Raw genomic sequence first — 15,723 nt, 5'->3', positions numbered from 1 at the left:
ATTTGAAAGGGGATACGGTTGTGAAGATAAAAACATATCAACAGAAAAGCCCGTTGAAGCAAGAATGTGAGGATTCTTATTTTTGTAATAAAGAAAAAAAGATTTATGGTGTATGTGACGGTGCAACACCACTTGTCCCGTTTGGTGATGAAAATGGACATAATGGAGCATACATCGCTTCGCATTTATTTGCAAGTTATTTTACTTCATTACGAGAGAATCATAGGTTACGATTTGCAGTTGCAAAAGCAAATGAAGCATTGCAAAGCAAAATGTTGGAATATAAAGTAGATACGAGAAAGAAAGATCATTTGTGGTGTACATGTATTGCGGCAGTTCAAATAGATGGTGAGAAAATTGAATATGCGCAGCTTGGGGACTGTATGATTGTCGCAACTTTTCAAAATGGAACGATGCAAGTATTAACGAAAGACACAGTTAAAGGAATTAGTAACCGAGCAAAAAGGAAGAGGGAAGAAGATCGTAAGAAAGGTTTATCTGTCCCGGAGGAACATGTTTTTCAAGATGTTCGAGAACAGTTAAAGTACAATCGTTATCTTGCAAATATGCCAAATGGTTATTCAGTTGCAAATGGAATGAAAGAAGCGATACATTATTTACAACATGGTGAATTACATATAGATGAAGTGAGTGGAATTTTTATTTGTTCAGACGGGTTATTTCACCCAGATTGGCCACTCGAACAAACAGTTGCATATATAAGAAAGAATAGTATAAACGAATATGTAGCAATCATTGAAGAGCTGGAAGGGGAAAAGAGAATCAGACCAGATGATAAAACGATTATTATGATTGATTTTTAAGAGGAGGCAGTTCAAATGGAAATTAAACGTGTCAATCTAACATTTCAAGATGAATTAGTTCCTTTAGAAAAAGTAAACAAACTGATTATTCACCATACAGCTGAAGATGGATGGGACGTGTATAAAACGCATGAATTTCATCAAACTGTAAAAGGGTGGAGTGGGATTGGTTACAACTATTTTATCGAAGAGGACGGAACTGTAGTGGAAGGACGAGGTTTACATATTGGAGCGCATGCGAAAGATCATAACCGCCATACAATTGGAATATGTATGACGGGAAATTTTGATAAATACGATCCAACTCCTGCACAAGTGAATGCATTATATTCTTTATGTAAAATATTTATGAAGAAATTTGCTATAAAGAAAGAGAATATACTCGGTCATAGGGAGTTAGAAGGAGTTACAAAAAGCTGTCCTGGTAATCGTTTTTCTATGGTAGAGTTAAGGAAGATATTATCTTAAATATAGAGGAGTAACAACGATGATGAATATAAAAATACCAAATGATAAAAAAGAAGAGCTTGTAGCACAAATTCAGCAATTTTTCATGGAAGAAGATTTAGATGAAATTGGACGTTTCCAAGCAGAGCGTTTAATAGAAGAGATGATTAAATTAGTTGGACCATTTGCATACAATCAAGCAATTGGAGATGCAAGAAAGCTTGTAAGTGAGAAATTAACGAATATTGAAGAAGATTTATACGTGTTAGAGAAGAATGAAGGAAAATAAAAAAGAGCCGATGGGCTCTTTTTTATTTTTCTTTCTTATGTTCTTTATATTCATGTACTTTTTCTTTCACATTACCAACTGTATCTTTAGCAGTGCCTTTCACCTTATCCCATTTTCCTTCAGCTTGTAATTTCTTATTGTCAGTTACTTTCCCAACAACTTCTTTTACTTCACCCTTTACCTTATCAATGGCACCTTCTACTTTTTCCTTTAAACCATGATCATTCTTAGTCATACATTTCTCCTCCTTGTAGTTTGATTAGAATTCTCTTTTCATGTTGCAAGTTGAATGATGTATCTAGTAATAGCGTAACAAATCTAGTTTGAATATTCAAATGATTAATAGGATAGAAAAGGAATTGTCATAGAATGTATAAGATTGTAATGGAAGGAGAAAGAATGTTGATTATATGTCTTTTGCAGTCCATATTGATTTCGTATAAGCAATTTTCATATGGGCACGCTCCATATTATTTTGACTTCCGCTACCGAACCTTGCTTGTCCGACTATTAAATGACAGTTTTTCGCTAGGGCTTTTTCTATTCGTTTTTGAATTAAGGCAGTATGACAGCCTTTACGCTGAAATTCTGGCAAAGTAGCAGAAGCAGCTAATGAAGCAATCCCATTATTTATGTACAGGACACCAATGCCTGCAGGAGTGTTTTGAACTTCGGCTATGAAAAAATGCCAGCCGGGTTTATTGTAGAGAATTTCGTTATTTTGGCGCACGCCATCTTTTGTAAAGGCTGGCATGTTAAATCCACGTACATATATGTCTGCAAAAATATGAAATTCATTTTCTTTTAGTTGGCGTACTGAAATGGTAGAAGGAAGAAGGGATGGGTCTGCTCTCGGTATACTATATAAAGCGGTATGAAAGCTGGATTGGTAAAATCCTTTTTGAGATAAGTATTGAAATAATTCAGCTGTACCTTGAGCGGGTGTAATTTCAAAACGATAAGGGATTTGTAGCGATTGATAATAAGAGATAATTTCATCTATCTCATCTGTATTTGTAAATGTAATCCCTTTTACCGTATTAAAAGCTGGACCAGCAATTATTTTTGATGAAAAGGCAGTGGCACTCCCGAACTTTTTCATTTGTACTTGCATTGGATTTCCGTTTATTGTTTGTAGTGCCTTTAATCTAGAAGAAAGCATATGTATTTCTGCGCTTTCAATTTCTTGTGCTGTATTGAGCGTCATAATAGTACTCATAAAATTCCTCCGTTAATAAATATATTTCATAGTACATATACGATGTTTGTTGAGAGATTCCTGTTGAAAGGTAAGAGAATAAGAGGTTTTTTGGAAGGGAAATGGAAGTGAACTGTCGAAGGGAGTGGAAACAGATTAAAGGTGGTGCTCTCATGAAACAGAAAGACGTGCAGACATGCTCTAATTGTGGTTCTCATAACATAGGAGAAGGTGAGTTTGTCGGTTATGCACAAATACGGAAAAAGGAGACGATGTTCACATCTTCACCAGTAGATGCTTATATTTGTACAGATTGCGGGAATATCCTTTTATTAAAAGTACGGCATTATGAAAAGTTTAAGCAGAAGCCGTTATGATTATGGAGAAGTGTTTTTATTAGGGAAGTTAATAGGAGTAATATTTTACATATATGTGAGTATGCCTTATATAAGGAGATGACAACATATACTGTCGTTATATGACATACAAAAATGTATAGAAGAAATTGTGAATCAATGTGAGGAAGAAAAATTAGTCCTTATTGGAATATTTCATATCGAAAGCTCCTTTAAATGAATAAGGGAGTTTTTTGGTTTTTTGTAACAATAATTACCTTTAATTGTTATAATTGGTTATTAGGAGAGAGTGTTTTGTTAACGCGATAATCATAGAAGAAACTAGCTAAATCGTATAGAAAACCGCTATATAACACAATCGCAACCGTAAGTTGACAAAGTGCAACCACAGGAAGATAGAGATAAGGGCAATGTTTACATACAATTTAGGTAAGAAAACAAAGGGGGACACACATATGGGATTTGGTGAAAAGCTTTTTAAATTAAGAAAGGAAAAGGGCCTTTCTCAAGAAGCGTTAGCTGATAAATTAAACACAACAAGGCAAGCAGTTAGTAAATGGGAAAACGGTCAAGGATTTCCTGAAACTGAAAAGTTAATAATGATTGGAAATGTATTTGAAGTATCACTCGACTATTTATTAAAAGAAACTGCTGAGCAAAGTAATGAAAATATGGAGGGCTATTATGTAAGTCAGGAAATGGCAGAAGGGTATATAGTGTATGGGCAAAAAATTTCTAAATATATTGCGTTAGGATTTAGTTTGCTCATTTTATCGACAATACCGTATTTATTATTTAAAGAAAATGCAACAATGTCGACATTCCTTGTCATTATTATTGCTGTCCTTGGAATTGGAGCAATGATGGTACCGGCAACGATAGAAGAGAGTCGATACAATGTATTGAAAAAAGAAGAGCTACTATTTGATCAAAACTTTCTAAAAGAATTGACAAAAAGATATGCGATTATTAAGAAGAAGTATGCTGCAGTGATGATTGTTGGATTTTGTTTTATAGCAGCAGGAGCGATACCATTTGTATTTGAGAAAAAGCATATCACTTCAGGAGAATTAGTACAGTATCACCCTTATTGTGTTGTACTTATTGCTATCGGAGTTTATCTTTTTGTTCGTATGTTAGGAGTATTAGAGGCGTATCGAATTTTAGTAGAAAATAAAGAATATAGTAATCGTCTTATTTTTAAACTGAAAAAGAAAGTGAGAGAAAAAGTGGATAATTTTTAATAGGAGAAAACATATTTTTATTAAAAGTTAAGATAGGAGTGTAATGATGTCAAATCTTCTAGAAATTGAAAATTTAAGTAAATCATTTGGAAATAAAGTTGTTTTAAGAGATGTTTCCTTCAATGTGCGGTCTGGATCAATTGTTGGATTCATTGGTAACAATGGAGCTGGGAAATCAACAACCTTTAAAACAGTATTACAATTAATTTCTAAAGATAATGGTACAGTAAAAATATTTGGTAAAGAAAATATAAATAAAGATGCCAAGATTAAGGAAAAGATAGGAGTCGTATTTGATGCTATGAATCTACCGGCTCATCTTACGATAAAGCAACTAAACAAAGTTTTTGAAAAGATGTTTGAATCTTGGGATCAAGATAATTTTTATCGATTAGTTCATTCTTTCTCTTTACCTACTAATGAGAAAGTAGGTAAATTCTCGCGTGGAATGTCAATGAAACTAACTATAGCTGTTGCGCTGTCACATAATGCAAAATTATTAATCCTAGATGAAGCGACGGGAGGTCTCGATCCTTCATCTAGGGAGGAGGTGTTGGAGGAATTAAAAAGTTTTGTGAGTAAAAGTAATGGTGGTATACTACTTTCTTCTCATATTATGAGTGATGTAGAAAAAATAGCTAGCCATCTTATCATTATAAAAGATGGAGAAATTTTATTGAATGAAGAAAAGAATAAGGTTTTGGACAATTATGCCATTGTAGATGTTGATGAGGAACAACTAACTTTAATTAACAAAGATATAGTTGTGGTGAAAAGGAATAATGGTTCTTATTTCAATGTACTTGTATCAGATGTGCATAAACTACCAAATGGGATTGCTCATAGAACCATTTCGATAGAAGAAATGAGTGTCTTATTAACGAGGAGTGAAAAATAAATGAGAGGTTTATTATTGACAAACTATTATCTAGTGTATCGAACTTTCTTTATGTTCATGGGAATAGCGATATTAGGAGCAGGATTCGTTTTTTATTTTGGTGATGCTTCAATGTACCGTTTAATTGCTACGTTTATTATCTTTTTTGCTGCGATTCCTGCACTTGAAGTTATTAAATATGAGAGTAAGTCAGGTTATGAAAAGTATGTACTTACTTTACCGGTTACTAGAAATAACATTGTACAAAGTCACTACCTTTTCTATTTTTTAGTTGTAATTATTGGTACTGTATTATCATATGGCATATTTTATGTACATGGTTTCATTTCAGATACACCAATTGATGATGGTATATTTAATAGTGTTTCTTTAGGGACGTTCATCATTCTTAATGCCGGAGCGATAGCCTATCCACTCCTGTATGTTTTTGGAGCAGAAAAATCTGATGTTATTACAATTGGAGGCGCATGTGGGGGACTTGTTACTTATTTCGGATTACAAAGTGTAATTGGCTATCTAATAGAACAATTTCCATTATCAAATTTAAATTTATCTGTATACGTTTCAATTCTATATACAATATTTGGCGTTATCATATATATCTTTTCTTTTGTTATTTCGGTATTTATATATCGTAAGAAGGAGTTTTAGTATGTTTTTTCTTAATATTTTCTGAATTATTTCCAAAGAAATAATTCAGAAAATACAGAAAAATGTCGTAATCACTTGTAGAAGTCTGTTATAATGAACGAAATGAAAACGCTTTAAAGGGGGATATAACCAATATGATGATGAATGTACCGTTAACAATTAGTTCTATGATGGAAAGAGCAGAAAAACTGTTTTCAAAGAAAGAAATTGTTTCACGGACACATGATACAGTTACGACGTTAACGTATAAGCAGTTAGGTGAAAGGACGAGAAGGCTTTCTAGTGCGTTACAAAAGCTTGGGATTAAAGAAGGCGAGCGTATAGGAACGTTAGCGTGGAATCATCATCGACATGTGGAAGCGTATTTTGCTATTCCTGGTATTGCTTCCGTTTTACACACAATTAATATTCGTTTATCTCCTCAACATATTTCATACATTATTCAGCACGCAGAAGATCGAATTCTACTTATAGATGAAGATCTCGTACCACTCGTTGAAAATATTCAATCACAATTATCAACTGTACAAGCCTACATTATTATGACTGATAAAGATGAACTTCCCAATACTACGCTAGAACCTGTATATCATTATGAAAAGCTATTAGAAGAAGGCGATCCAACTTTCCAATTTGTAAAAGATATTGATGAAAATACACCTGCTGGTATGTGTTATACGTCAGCGACTACAGGAAACCCAAAAGGTGTTGTATATACGCATCGTAGTACTGTATTACATTGTATGGCACTCGGTTTAGCGGATACAGCTGCTTTATCGGAAAGTGATGCGGCGATGGCAATTGTACCGATGTTCCATGTGAACGCTTGGGGGCTTCCTTTTGCAGCTACTTGGTTTGGAACTAAACAAGTACTGCCAGGACCAATGTTTACTCCAAAAATTTTATTAGAGATGATTCAAGCTGAAAAAGTAACGATAGCAGCAGGTGTGCCGACAATTTGGCTCGGTGTATTACAAGAGTTAGAAAATAATAGTTACGATTTATCTAGTATAACGAGAATATTATGCGGTGGTGCTGCTGCACCGAAAAGCGTTATTAAAGCATTTGAGAAAAAATATAATGTTCCTTTCGTACATGCATATGGTATGACTGAAACAAGCCCACTTGTAACACTTGCACGTTTAAAAAGTTATGAAACAGAATTATCATATGAAGAGCAATTAGAAATCCGCTCAAAACAAGGGTATCTTGTCCCTGGTGTAGAGATGAAAGTAGTCGGTACAAACGGTGAAGTGAAGTGGGATGGTACTGAGATGGGAGAGTTATGTTTACGAGCACCTTGGATCGCTGAAAGCTATTATAACGATGATCGTACTGTCGAAGGATTCCGAGACGGTTGGTTATATACTGGTGATGTTGTTACTGTTGACGAGGAAGGCTGCGTGAAAATTGTTGACCGTACGAAAGATGTTATTAAAAGCGGAGGTGAGTGGATTTCTTCAGTTGACCTTGAAAATGCATTAATGGCACATGATGCTATATTTGAAGCAGCCGTTGTTGCCGTTCCACACCCGCAATGGCAAGAGCGTCCAGTTGCCTGCGTTGTACAAAAGGCAAATAGCACTGTTACAAAAGAAGAACTATATGAATTTTTAAAACCACAGTTTGCGAAGTGGTGGTTACCAGACGATATTGTATTTATGGAAGAAATACCGAAAACATCTGTTGGGAAGTTTTTAAAACAGGCGCTTCGGAAAGAACTTGAGCATTTGCATGAAGAGAAATAATTGAAAAAACATTTGTAAACCTATATTTAAAATAAGTTGACAAAGACTAAATAGAAAGATAATATAACTCCTATAATATGTTATCTAAAAATCATTTTAAGTTTACAAATAGGAGAAGCAAATATGAATACAAAAAACTTAGTTTTCGTCGCTTTATTTAGTTCTATTATGGGAGTGTTAGGGTTAATACCTCCAATTGCTCTTGCTATTACACCAGTTCCGATTACATTACAATCACTCGGTGTTATGCTTGCTGGTGGATTGTTAGGATCACGTCTTGGTGCGTTAAGTCAGCTTATTTTCTTACTTATAGTTGGAGTTGGAGCACCATTACTTGCTGGCGGACGCGGAGGTCCAGGCGTATTTGTTGGGCCAAGTGCAGGATATTTACTTGGTTATATTGTAGGAGCGTTTGTCATTGGTTATTTAATTGAGCGTTTACGTGAAGTTTCTATAATAAAGGTATTATGTATTAATATAATTGGTGGTATTTTTGTAGTTTATGTATTTGGTATTATTGTACAAGCTTTCTTTATGGATGTTTCTATATGGCAGACGATGAAAGTAAGTGCCGTATTTTTACCAGGTGATTGCATAAAAGCGATTATAGCAGCAATTCTTGTAACGAAATTACATCGTTCATTGAAACATATTATTACGCCTGCTCTAAAGAGTGGGAAATATACAAATGCGGGATAAGAAAGAGAAGAAACACGTTCATTGCGTGTTTCTTTTTATTATTTTGTAAAGAAAGGACGTCTCAAATGGCGATTACAAAAGAATATAAAAAGTATGCCTCTGTACAAACAAATAAAATAGCAATAAAGGAAAATGATCGAGTATTAACATATAAAGAGTGGTTTGAGTCAGTATGTAAAGTAGAAAACTGGTTGAATGAAAAAGAATCGCAGAATAAAACGATAGCAATTGTATTAGAAAATAGTATGGAGTTTTTACAACTATTTGCTGGTGCTGCGATGGCTGGATGGGTTTGTGTGCCGTTAGATATAAAGTGGAAAGAGGATGAGCTCAAAGAAAGAATTGCAATTAGTAATCCGGATGTGATTGTGACAGAGCGATATAAGGTAAAGGATTTACCGGTTGAAGAAGGAAGAGTAATTGAAATTGATGAGTGGAAAAGAATGATAGAGAACTATCTTCCTACATATAATCCTGTAGAAAGTGTACAAAATACTCCGTTTTATATGGGATTTACATCAGGATCGACTGGAAAGGCCAAAGCATTTTTACGTGCACAACAATCGTGGGTTCATAGTTTTGATTGCAATATACATGACTTCCATATGAAAAAAGAAGATTCTATTTTAATAGCTGGGACACTCGTTCATTCTCTTTTTTTATACGGTGCAATAAGTGCATTATATGTAGGGCAAACGGTGCATATAATGAAAAAGTTTATTCCAGATCAAGTGCTGGATAAGTTAGAAACGGAACACGTTTCGGTCATGTATACAGTTCCGACAATGCTATTTTCTTTATATAAAGAAAATAGAGTAATAGAAAATGAAATGAAAATTATTTCGTCAGGAGCGAAATGGGAAGCTGAAGCGAAAGAAAAAATAAAGAGTATATTTCCTTATGCGCAAAAATATGAATTTTACGGTGCATCGGAACTAAGTTTTGTAACAGCACTTGTTGATAAAGAGAGCGATAGAAGGCCAAATTCAGTAGGAAAACCTTGTCACAATGTGCAAGTTCGAATATGTAACGAAGCAGGAGAAGAAGTACAGAAAGGCGAGATAGGAACTGTTTATGTGAAAAGTGATCAGTTTTTTATGGGCTACATATTGGATAAGGTTTTAGTTCCAGAGTTGACTGCGGATGGCTGGATGACAGTGCGAGATGTAGGTTATGAAGATGAAGAAGGCTTTATATATATAGTGGGTAGAGAGAAGAATATGATTTTATTTGGAGGAATTAATATTTTCCCAGAAGAAATAGAAAGTGTATTACATGAACATCCAGCTGTTGATGAAATAGTTGTAGTTGGTGTGAAAGATAGTTATTGGGGTGAAAAACCTGTCGCCATCGTAAAAGGAAGTGCTACGAAGCAACAATTAAAAAGTTTTTGCTTACAACGATTATCCTCGTTTAAAATACCGAAAGAATGGCATTTTGTAGATGAAATACCGTATACAAATAGCGGGAAAATCGCTCGTATTGCATCAAAAAATATGATTGAAAAACTGGAGAAAATATATGAATAGAGCGGTTATTGTAGAAGCGAAAAGGACACCTATTGGTAAGAAGAATGGGATGTTGAAAGATTATGAAGTTCAGCAATTAGTAACGCCGCTTCTTACGTTTTTAAGTAAAGGAATTGAGAGAGAAATAGACGATGTCATATTAGGGAATATTGTGGGGCCGGGAGGGAATGTTGCAAGATTATCTGCTTTAGCGGCAGGACTTGGTTATCATATTCCTGGTGTAACGATTGATCGGCAATGTGGTGCCGGATTGGAAGCGATTCGCACCGCATGTCATTTCATTCAAGGCGGCGCAGGTAATTGTTATATTGCAGGAGGAGTAGAGAGTACAAGTACATCACCTTTTCAAAATAGAGCGCGATTTTCACCAGAAACAATTGGCGATCCTAATATGGGAGTAGCAGCTGAATATGTTGCAGAGCGTTATAATGTAACGAGAGAAATGCAAGACGAATACGCTTGCCTTAGTTATAAACGGACACTGCAAGCAGTAGAAAATGGATATTTACAAGATGAAATACTTTCGTTTAATGGATCTTTTGACGAAGCTATAAAACGAGAAATGAATTATGAAAGAATGATTAAAAGAACAAAGCCCGCATTTTTGAAAAATGGTACAGTAACGGCAGGTAATTCGTGCGGTGTAAATGATGGAGCATGTGCTGTTCTTGTAATGGAAGAGGGGCAAGCCCGAAAACTAGGATACAAGTCTGTTCTTCGTTTCGTCCGCAGTGCTGTAGTTGGAGTGGATCCAAATCTTCCGGGGACTGGTCCGATATTTGCGGTGAACAAATTATTAAACGAAATGAATATGAAAGTAGAGGACATTGATTATTTTGAAATAAATGAAGCATTTGCTTCAAAGGTTGTTGCTTGTGCAAAGGAGTTACAAATTCCTTTTGAAAAATTAAATGTAAATGGTGGTGCAATTGCGCTCGGTCATCCGTACGGTGCATCTGGAGCTATGCTTGTGACACGTTTGTTTTATCAAGCGAAAAGAGAGCATATGAAATATGGAATTGCGACGTTAGGAATTGGTGGTGGAATAGGGCTTGCGCTATTATTTGAGAAAGTAGAAAACTAGAAAGGGACTAGTTTTCTACTTTTTGAGGAACATAAGCATTGCTACCAGGTTTTGCTTTTATTTCATTCCAAGCAGCGATAGCATCAGCTTTTGATTTCCCTTTATTATTTGGATCTTCGAAAAAGTCACGAGTGAAACGATTGTATTCAAACTGCGCGCTAATAGTTGTTTTGTATGTAGGATCTTTTTTTCGTTCGTTTTCTTCATACCAAAACGTTAGCGCGTCTTCATATGTTTTTCCGACATTCTCTTTAAAAAACTTTTGAAGAGCTACTGTAAAGCGGAAGTTTGCTCCGATTTTTTCTTTGAAAAAAGCACGAACATCTTCGCTGCAGCGGTGATTGTTAGTAATAATCGTTTGAAGAGAAAGTTGTTTATAAGAGAGGGAAGCTTTACTCACCTTTTGACTAGAGCTGTTTTTTAATATTTTACCAGTATGTAAATAATGTGAGATACGCTCGGTTATTTCAATCTTAGAGCCACTAGCTGGCAAACCATGCTCACGACAAAATGTTTGGAGTTCTGCTTTTAACCAATAAAAGTTTTGGAAATCTTCAAGTGATATAGACTTTGTTAAAGGTGGACGCATAGATGTAACAGCTTCTTTCTTCCATAATTTTCTTTAATTATAAAACATACGTTCTTTTTGTGGAAGGATTAATTTGTAAATATAACGGGAAGAGGAGATTACATATGGAAAGTGTAATGCAAGTTAGTGTTAGGGGAATTTTAATTGAAGATGAAAAAGTATTGCTAGTAAAGCAAAAAGTTGCTAATCGCAATTGGTCTTTACCTGGGGGAAGGGTAGAGAATGGTGAAACGTTAGAAGAAGCGATAATTCGAGAAATGAGAGAAGAAACAGGGTTAGAAGTGAAAATTAAGAAGCTACTGTATGTTTGTGATAAACCGGATGCTAGCCCATCTTTATTACATATTACGTTTCTGCTTGAAAGGATTGAAGGTGAAATTACGCTACCTTCTAACGAGTTTGATCATAATCCGATTCATGATGTGCAAATGGTACCGATTAAAGATTTAAGTCAGTATGGTTTTTCGGAAATTTTTATCACTCTTATAAGTGGCGGTTTTGCAAATGCAGGGAGTTATCAAGGGTTGAAACAACATATAGGCCTGTAAATATAGTTGAAGGATAGCAGTTAGCTATCCTTCATAAACATGTTTTACACTGCTGACTGTAAAGAAGAAACAAGTTGATTTAAAAACTCTTCTCCGGTCATAACCGCTTTCCCGCCGCCGCGCGCACTTTTTTTATTTCCGCCACCTTTTCCATCAATTGTAGGAAGTGCCTCTTTTAAAAGAGCATTCATATCTAGAGTGATTGATTTTCCGCAAGCGAGGATGCATTGTAGTTTGTCCTCATTTTGAATAACGAAATATGTAATGGCATGCTCTTGTTGTTCTGTAATAATAGCAGAAAGTTTTGCGATTTCTTGCATAGAACGATTTGTAAATACTTGAGAAATAAGTATGCTAGCATGTATTTCGGCAGGCTGTTGCAGTAGTTCATTTGCCTCTGCATATAATAATTTTTCATTCATTGTTTGTATTGCTTTTTCGTTTTCTTTTTGGGAAGTAAGAAGTTGTGCTACTTTTGTTGGAATATCAATCTCGCTACTGTTTAATTGTTTAGAAACATCCTTTATAATTTGTTGCTGTTGCCCCATAAGTTTTAGTGTGCGCCAGCCAGCTATAAACGTTAATCGTATGCCGCCTTTATTACGCTCCCATCCTAGTACTTGAATAGGACCTACTTCACCTGTACGTTTCGGGTGTGTTCCGCCACAGCCGTTATAATCAAAGTTTTCGATAATAACAACGCGTATATTTTCTGTCATAGTCGGTTCTTTACGAAGGGGTAATGTTTTCGCTTCTTCTAAGTTCATCCACAGGGTACGGATTGGATGGTTTTCGAAAACAATTTTGTTTGCAATTTGTACCGCTTCTTCAACCGTTTCTGCATGAAGATTTTCTGTTTCTAAATCGATTGTTACCGTTTCTTTACCAAGATGGAATCCAATCGTAGGTATGTTAAAATGGTCCCAAAAAGCAGCAGATAAAATGTGCTGAGCCGCATGTTGCTGCATATGATCAAAACGGCGCTCCCAATTAATTTTACCTTCTACTTCTTCTGTATGTAATTGTTCGGTAATGAAGTGGCGGATTTCGTCATTGACTTCTTCAACATCGAGTACAGCAATTCCATTTAAAGTTCCAGTATCATGGGGCTGCCCGCCACCTGTCGGATAAAATGCTGTTTCATTTAAAACAACGTATAAGTTACCGTCTTTATCATAATCTTGCTTTATGACTTTCGTAGTAAAGTCTTTTTTATAAGCGTCAGTGTAATATAATTTTTGCTCCAATTTTCTTTCCCCTTTCGTGTTCACTAGTTTCATTGTAAAGCAATCGAAATTAGTTTCCTAATATTTCAGAAGAAAGAAACTATTTTTAGAATTTTCTTGCTATAATAAGAAGAAAATGCGGGGGTGGAATGAATATGTTATATGAAAACGGCGTAGATAAACTGCTTAGTTTAAGCAAAAATATTTCTGAATTGTATCGAGAATTAAATGAAATGACCCGGATTTTAACGGATTGTAATCGAGAAAGTGTGAAGTTTGATCGGTTATATGTAAAAGAGGTACTGTGGAAGAAAGAAGATGTAATAGAGAAATATGATCAGCTGCTTGTGCAACTTTGTATAAATGAATGCTTTGATTTAAAAAGTGTCATTACAGGGGAATATAAGTATACATATGAAGAAGTAGAAAACATAGTTTTACAATTTAATGAAAAGTATAATGTCGCAATCTTAATTAAAGATGTGTGTAAAGAATTACAGTTCACATATGGAATTGATATGGACATAACGAGAACAACTCGGGTATCAACAGCTCAAGTATAGAAAAAGGAAAAGAAAGCAGATCCTTTGCTTTCTTTTTTTTATGTAAGAACGGGGAGAGTAGGTTTAGTGATGAAGGGGAAGTTACAAAATATTCATCCGTTAGGAATGACAATTATAATAGGGACTTTATTTGCGAGGTTCGCCACGTCAATGAGCATTCCTTTTTTAGCAATTTATTTAACGACTGTTAAAGGTGTATCAGCTGGAATGACAGGTGCTATTATCGGAACGAGTGCACTTGTTGGTGTTTTTGCTAGTTTTATCGGAGGGAATTTATCAGATCGATTTGGCCGGAAAACGATTATGCTCTGGTCCATGATCGTTTGGATTTTTGTGTTTATAGGTTTTTCACTTGCGGATCATGTTTTAAGTTTCTTTTTATTAAACGCTTTAAATGGATTATGTAGGTCGTTTTTTGAGCCAACATCAAGAGCATTATTATCAGATTTAACGAAACCAGAGTATCGTTTACTCGTATATAATTTGCGTTACGGTGCAATCAATGTTGGAGTGGCGATTGGCCCTCTTGTCGGATTACAGATTGGAAGCGCAAAATCTACAATTCCTTTTTTAGTAGCAGCTGGAGTGTACATTCTATATACAGCTATATTAGCATTCCAATTTAAGAAGTATCCAATTGAAAAAAAGAAAATAAATACAGAAAAACCTGTCACAATGTTAAATGCAATTCGCATTTTGCGAAAGGATGTCGTATTTTTAGTTGCTTTAGTCGGTATTATTTTGAGTAATTGTGGTTTTTCTCACTTAACGACAACAGTATCTCAATATTTTGCAAATGCACATATATTTCAGGATGGAGTGAAATTATTTTCATATATGTTAGCTTTAAATGCGATTGTTGTAGTGATTATCCAATACCCTGTTATTCAAATGTGCAAAAAGTATACACCGTTAACATCAATTATGGTGGGGACTTTATTTGTAAGCGGAGGATTATTTGGCTTTGGAATAGTAGAATCTATGCTAAGTGCTGCCGTTTGTACAATTATTTTTACAATTGGAGAAGTCTTAATGTTTTCGATGACGGATGTATTTATTGATGATATTGCTATTGCGCATCTAAAAGGAACATACTTCGGTGCGATGGGCTTTTCGGGAATTGGAGCAGTAATAGGTCCGTGGTTTGGAGGAGTACTTCTCGATTACTACGGCTACCAAAATGGGTTTGTAGTATTTTCAGCACTAGCTATATTTTCAACTGTGGCATTTCCTGTGCTTTTAGTTACAAAAGGTTTATCGAAAAAAAGATATGATGCAAATTCTAATATAGAAATGCATGCGAAATAACATAAGCCCCAGTAACCAACTGGGGCTTAGTTTATATTATATTAACTCTTAATTTGAAAAAAGAACTTTTTTTTCATGCTTATCAGCAACTTCATTTTTGGAAATATGAATGGCTAAAAATCCGTTTTCTAAGCAGGCTAGCATCTTTTTATAAATGATAGTAGTAGGTAAAGGGATTGTTCGTTGTAAGGAAATGTTTTTATGAAGTATGCATATAGCTAGGCCTGTCTCTAACTTTTTAATGAGTACATTTTGTTCAGTGACATTTTGTACATCTGTTTCCAAAATATATTCTTCTTCGGTTTCGCAAAGGTCGATGTGAATTTGATTTGGAAAGCTAAAGTTACTATAAGAATCGGAACAAAATTGATCCATCCATTCTTCGAAACCATCAACATGAAAAAGACAATTCTTCTTTTTCTTGCCCATGTAAGACACCCTCCGTAAAATATCAATTCATATCATGTTATGCATGAATGAAACAGAGGTGAAGAATAAATGATGAAATACAAACATTTTATG

At 34.9% G+C, this 15,723-nt stretch carries 19 protein-coding genes; 14 read left to right on the top strand and 5 right to left on the bottom strand.

Annotated features, from left to right (window positions below; genetic code table 11):
* Positions 1–2: 2 nt before the first annotated feature.
* The 3 genes from AC0ONG_RS16600 to AC0ONG_RS16590 are packed head-to-tail and all read left to right on the top strand — an operon-like array spanning position 3 to position 1,560.
* Positions 3–824, top strand: coding sequence for a protein phosphatase 2C domain-containing protein (locus AC0ONG_RS16600; protein WP_002162635.1), 822 nt, complete (start codon positions 3–5; stop codon positions 822–824).
* 15 nt (positions 825–839) lie between these two features.
* Positions 840–1,292 carry a peptidoglycan recognition protein family protein gene (locus tag AC0ONG_RS16595; protein ID WP_000403997.1) on the top strand — a complete coding sequence of 151 codons (453 nt, stop codon included), beginning with the start codon at positions 840–842 and terminating at the stop codon, positions 1,290–1,292.
* Between the two features lie 19 nt (positions 1,293–1,311).
* The gene (locus tag AC0ONG_RS16590; RefSeq protein WP_000981064.1) at positions 1,312–1,560 is read left to right on the top strand and encodes a DUF2164 domain-containing protein; all 249 of its coding nucleotides are present in this window, start codon (positions 1,312–1,314) and stop codon (positions 1,558–1,560) included.
* Positions 1,561–1,582: 22 nt separating this feature from the next.
* Here the strand turns inward: AC0ONG_RS16590 and AC0ONG_RS16585 are convergent, their stop codons facing one another.
* Together AC0ONG_RS16585 and AC0ONG_RS16580 are read right to left on the bottom strand one after the other, a co-directional pair.
* Positions 1,583–1,795 carry a CsbD family protein gene (locus AC0ONG_RS16585; RefSeq protein WP_000164528.1) on the bottom strand — a complete coding sequence of 71 codons (213 nt, stop codon included), beginning with the start codon at positions 1,793–1,795 and terminating at the stop codon, positions 1,583–1,585.
* Positions 1,796–1,966: 171 nt separating this feature from the next.
* Positions 1,967–2,779 (bottom strand): GNAT family N-acetyltransferase, encoded by an 813-nt coding sequence (locus AC0ONG_RS16580; protein WP_000104275.1) that lies wholly within the window; start codon positions 2,777–2,779, stop codon positions 1,967–1,969.
* 152 nt (positions 2,780–2,931) lie between these two features.
* On the opposite strand from AC0ONG_RS16580, the gene AC0ONG_RS16575 reads away from it, so the two are divergent.
* The 8 genes from AC0ONG_RS16575 (at position 2,932) to AC0ONG_RS16540 (ending at position 10,967) form a co-directional block, all read left to right on the top strand.
* Positions 2,932–3,135, top strand: a complete 204-nt coding sequence (locus AC0ONG_RS16575; RefSeq protein WP_000810206.1) for a hypothetical protein — start codon at positions 2,932–2,934, stop codon at positions 3,133–3,135.
* Between the two features lie 434 nt (positions 3,136–3,569).
* Entirely contained in the window at positions 3,570–4,358 is a 789-nt protein-coding gene (locus tag AC0ONG_RS16570; RefSeq protein ID WP_000505595.1) for a helix-turn-helix domain-containing protein, read from the top strand.
* 46 nt (positions 4,359–4,404) lie between these two features.
* A complete protein-coding gene (locus tag AC0ONG_RS16565) occupies positions 4,405–5,256 on the top strand; it encodes an ABC transporter ATP-binding protein (protein WP_000067342.1) in 852 nt (283 codons plus the stop codon).
* Entirely contained in the window at positions 5,257–5,907 is a 651-nt protein-coding gene (locus tag AC0ONG_RS16560) for an ABC-2 transporter permease (RefSeq protein ID WP_001214692.1), read from the top strand. It abuts the gene before it with no gap.
* A gap of 134 nt (positions 5,908–6,041) precedes the next feature.
* Positions 6,042–7,655 (top strand): long-chain fatty acid--CoA ligase, encoded by a 1,614-nt coding sequence (locus AC0ONG_RS16555; RefSeq protein WP_000980213.1) that lies wholly within the window; start codon positions 6,042–6,044, stop codon positions 7,653–7,655.
* A gap of 123 nt (positions 7,656–7,778) precedes the next feature.
* Positions 7,779–8,354 carry a biotin transporter BioY gene (locus AC0ONG_RS16550; RefSeq protein WP_001093321.1) on the top strand — a complete coding sequence of 192 codons (576 nt, stop codon included), beginning with the start codon at positions 7,779–7,781 and terminating at the stop codon, positions 8,352–8,354.
* A gap of 65 nt (positions 8,355–8,419) precedes the next feature.
* A complete protein-coding gene (locus tag AC0ONG_RS16545; RefSeq protein WP_001018651.1) occupies positions 8,420–9,883 on the top strand; it encodes an acyl-CoA synthetase in 1,464 nt (487 codons plus the stop codon).
* Positions 9,876–10,967, top strand: coding sequence for an acetyl-CoA C-acyltransferase (locus AC0ONG_RS16540; protein ID WP_016077381.1), 1,092 nt, complete (start codon positions 9,876–9,878; stop codon positions 10,965–10,967). The genes AC0ONG_RS16545 and AC0ONG_RS16540 overlap by 8 nt, the downstream gene beginning before the upstream one ends.
* Positions 10,968–10,974: 7 nt before the next feature.
* Here AC0ONG_RS16540 and AC0ONG_RS16535 read toward each other — a convergent pair whose 3' ends face one another.
* Positions 10,975–11,556 carry a DUF6434 domain-containing protein gene (locus AC0ONG_RS16535; protein ID WP_001247734.1) on the bottom strand — a complete coding sequence of 194 codons (582 nt, stop codon included), beginning with the start codon at positions 11,554–11,556 and terminating at the stop codon, positions 10,975–10,977.
* 104 nt (positions 11,557–11,660) lie between these two features.
* Between AC0ONG_RS16535 and AC0ONG_RS16530 the strand changes: the two genes are divergently transcribed.
* Entirely contained in the window at positions 11,661–12,104 is a 444-nt protein-coding gene (locus AC0ONG_RS16530) for an NUDIX hydrolase (RefSeq protein ID WP_000446732.1), read from the top strand.
* A 44-nt stretch (positions 12,105–12,148) separates the two neighbouring features.
* On the opposite strand, the gene AC0ONG_RS16525 is transcribed toward AC0ONG_RS16530, so the two are convergent.
* Entirely contained in the window at positions 12,149–13,351 is a 1,203-nt protein-coding gene (locus tag AC0ONG_RS16525; RefSeq protein WP_016077382.1) for an alanyl-tRNA editing protein, read from the bottom strand.
* A 134-nt stretch (positions 13,352–13,485) separates the two neighbouring features.
* On the opposite strand from AC0ONG_RS16525, the gene AC0ONG_RS16520 reads away from it, so the two are divergent.
* Both AC0ONG_RS16520 and AC0ONG_RS16515 read left to right on the top strand, forming a co-directional pair.
* Positions 13,486–13,893, top strand: a complete 408-nt coding sequence (locus tag AC0ONG_RS16520; RefSeq protein ID WP_000965142.1) for a hypothetical protein — start codon at positions 13,486–13,488, stop codon at positions 13,891–13,893.
* Positions 13,894–13,962: 69 nt separating this feature from the next.
* The gene (locus AC0ONG_RS16515; protein ID WP_002082353.1) at positions 13,963–15,201 is read left to right on the top strand and encodes an MDR family MFS transporter; all 1,239 of its coding nucleotides are present in this window, start codon (positions 13,963–13,965) and stop codon (positions 15,199–15,201) included.
* 48 nt (positions 15,202–15,249) lie between these two features.
* Here the strand turns inward: AC0ONG_RS16515 and AC0ONG_RS16510 are convergent, their stop codons facing one another.
* Entirely contained in the window at positions 15,250–15,630 is a 381-nt protein-coding gene (locus tag AC0ONG_RS16510) for an Hsp20/alpha crystallin family protein (RefSeq protein WP_000516758.1), read from the bottom strand.
* Positions 15,631–15,723 lie beyond the last annotated feature (93 nt).

The sequence above is a fragment of the Bacillus sp. TCT6 genome, assembly GCF_056033845.1.
The sequence above is the reverse complement of the archived record's forward strand: the minus strand, read 5'-3'. Positions and strand labels throughout refer to the sequence as shown.